Here is a 2,719-nt window from a genome sequence, read left to right on the forward strand (position 1 = left end):
TTGCGGCCTGCGTTGCGCGGGGTCCGGTCGGCAAACTGGACTCTGATGGTCCCGCCGTGCTCCGACTCTGGTCCACGTTCCAGCGTTCAGACGGCGATCACCGCAGTCATGCCGTCCTTCGCAAAGGCGATCGCGATCCCCTTGCCGACCCCTCGGCTGGCACCGGGAACCAAGGCAAGCTTTCCTTGTAGTTTCGACATGTGTTCAGTCCCGGCATCTCGAATCCTTCGGCGAACGCATTGCCGTAAAAAGAGCCGACTTGCCAGACCGCAGTGATCCAGATCAGCATCGCACTTGAACCGGTGCTCGGCCCTCGGAACCGCGGAACCGCGGAACCGCGGAACCGCGGAACCGCGGAACCGCGGAACCGCGGAACCGCGGAACCGCGGAAATCGGCCGTGGTTTGAAACCGAAGGTCAAGGGGACTCTCACGTCTCATGCGAGAGTTTCGCAACAACGCCCGTTTTGATGCTACCGTCGGTCAATTGACTCCCAATAGCTGGAACTCATCATCCGGCGGATCGACCGGAGTTCGAAACGCAATCACGTTGCTGTCCGCCGATGCCTCACCCGCCCCCTGTGCGCAGGCGGGCACAGGGTCCCGGTAAGCTTTGCGCAACTCGCGCAAGCGGCGCTCATTGCGTTTGCGCTCGTTGAGCCTGATCCGGTCGATATCCTTGGCCCAGCCTTCGGTGATGATCTCGGACTTTTCCTTGGCGCCGATCTCCGCCAAGAACCCTTCTTGCCCGACCTGTTCGACTTTCTCCAAGACTGCGAGAATTTCTTGAATCATTGGAGTGCTGACCGCGGCGCGGGCGGCTTTGCTCAGTCGACGGCTGATGTTGCGGGCGGTCAGGGCATCGCCGTTCTCGATCATGTCGTTTCGCATCTCAACGATACGGCTGACGTGAGTTGCTGCAATTCTATCATAAGATTGCACCAGCAGCAGGGCGCTTTCCATGTGATATTCCGCAAAGGCCGTCGCGATGCTCGCCGTTTCCATATCGATCGCGAGCCGTGATTTTCCCAGGAGGAACTGTATGACGACCATGTATCGCAGGACCGAGAAGCCGATCCGGCGCATGAAGGACGCCGGAAGGGCGAAATCGCCCCACGATTTCTCGAGCGACTTCCACCAGCCGCGCAAGTCTGGCAAGGCAGTCGGCGCCATCGTGTAGGCCCCGCAGGCGGCGGGCTGGGCACAGATTGCCTTCCAAGTTTCGCGCAGAGCTGCTTCCCGGACTTCGACGTCGGCCCCTTCGAAATAGATGAAATGGTCGAACATCGTCGTGTCGGTCCGCGCTGGCGCGACGTAATAATTCATCCTTTGACACCAGCCGTCCATCATCGTGGTTGCATTCACGTCTTGGGGCCACGTCGAAAAGACGGTCATCCCATGAAACGTGAAATGCGGATCCTCGATGACCAGCTTCTTCTCTTCGCCCTTGAGCCGGTTTCCAATCGCCGCCGACGAGTATGTTTCCAGCATCCACGCTTTCAGGCGGGACAGCTTCGTCGAGGTGTTCATCTCGCGAATGAACTTGCCAACCTCATCCTGAAACCAGAACGCGCCATTGTCTTCCTCCAAGTCGATGATCCATTGGGCGTCCGAGGACACCATCCCCAGCCGATTGACGGGTCCGCCCTCGGGCGTGGACAGGATCTTCCAGACCCTGTCGGTTGCGAGGGTCTTGGCGCTGCCCGACTCGGCCAGGCCAATCGTCCAGAGCGTGGGCCGGATCGGGTTGGTGCCAGGCACGTCGAGATAGGCCCCGTTCTGGGTCAGCCAAGACGCGGCGACCATGACGAGCTGGAACAGCGGCATCGCAAAGGAAATGTCGGTGTCGTCGAAATGCCGCAGCATCGCGCGCGGATACGAGCCCTGGGGGGCGAGCCGATCGAGATCGAAGGCGGGCGCCGCCGTCTTGTGCGCAAGCATCAGGATCAGGGTCTCGCGCTCGTCGTCTGTCAGAGCCCGTCGGCCCTTCGGCGTGCTGACAGACAGAAGGTCGAGATACGGCGACGGCACCGGTGTGCGGGTCTTTGCGTGTTTCTTGCGGGTAGGTTTCATCCTGAGGGTCCTTCGTGTCTACCCTTAGGAAAGGGGTTCGGTCGTCAAAAGCGGGAAACGGAAAACACGACTTTTTTCGGCGGTGGGCGGAAAACAGGACCCCGCAGAAGAGCCGAAAAACCTACGCATCTGACTGTTTTTGAATGACAATTCGTCGCTTTTGGGTGCCGACAATGCGCCGACAAAAATCTTTCTGACGCGGTCTGATTGACGGCGATTGCCGGGGCTTGCAGCACGCTCTGGCGGAGACGACGCCGGAATTTTGAACCGGCTCCCACCGGGCCCATCTCCTTCCTGCCGCGGAAACAGGGAGGGCACGCATGGAACACGAAAGCCAGAAACAGATCGGGACGGTGGCCGAGGAGGCGGGCTTCGTCCGGTATCTGACGGTAGAAGAGGTCGCCACGATCCTGCGGCGCTCGCCACGGACCATACGCGACTGGATCATCACCGGATGCCCGACACCTCGCGGCCGTATTCAGCTGGAAGCCGTGAAGCTCGGGCGATCCTGGACGGTGCGGCCCGACTGGCTCGCCGTCTTCAAGTTTCGCGTGCGGCCCCCTGTCAGGAGGGCAGCCCTGGCCTGCTACCGGTTTCGTGGACAGCAGGTTAAGCTAGCATAGCGCGTGCCTCGAACTCCATGGGGCT

2 protein-coding genes are annotated in these 2,719 nt (G+C 60.7%); one reads left to right on the forward strand and one right to left on the reverse strand.

From position 1 onward, the window contains the following. Positions 1–481: 481 nt before the first annotated feature. Positions 482–2,071 (reverse strand): hypothetical protein, encoded by a 1,590-nt coding sequence (locus MXB90_RS17615; RefSeq protein ID WP_250046712.1) that lies wholly within the window; start codon positions 2,069–2,071, stop codon positions 482–484. Positions 2,072–2,391: 320 nt separating this feature from the next. On the opposite strand from MXB90_RS17615, the gene MXB90_RS17620 reads away from it, so the two are divergent. Beyond that, entirely contained in the window at positions 2,392–2,694 is a 303-nt protein-coding gene (locus MXB90_RS17620) for a helix-turn-helix domain-containing protein (RefSeq protein ID WP_250046713.1), read from the forward strand. The last annotated feature ends 25 nt before the right edge of the window (positions 2,695–2,719 follow it).

Origin of the sequence: Phaeovulum molybdatiresistens (assembly GCF_023544865.1) — a bacterium.
Classification (GTDB): domain Bacteria; phylum Pseudomonadota; class Alphaproteobacteria; order Rhodobacterales; family Rhodobacteraceae; genus Pontitalea.

What these genes read in the sequence shown, in the direction of transcription:
- MXB90_RS17620 (WP_250046713.1), top strand. Translation starts at nt 2,392, where the DNA reads ATGGAACACGAAAGCCAGAAACAGATCGGGACGGTGGCCGAGGAGGCG.
- MXB90_RS17615 (WP_250046712.1), bottom strand. Translation starts at nt 2,071, where the DNA reads ATGAAACCTACCCGCAAGAAACACGCAAAGACCCGCACACCGGTGCCG.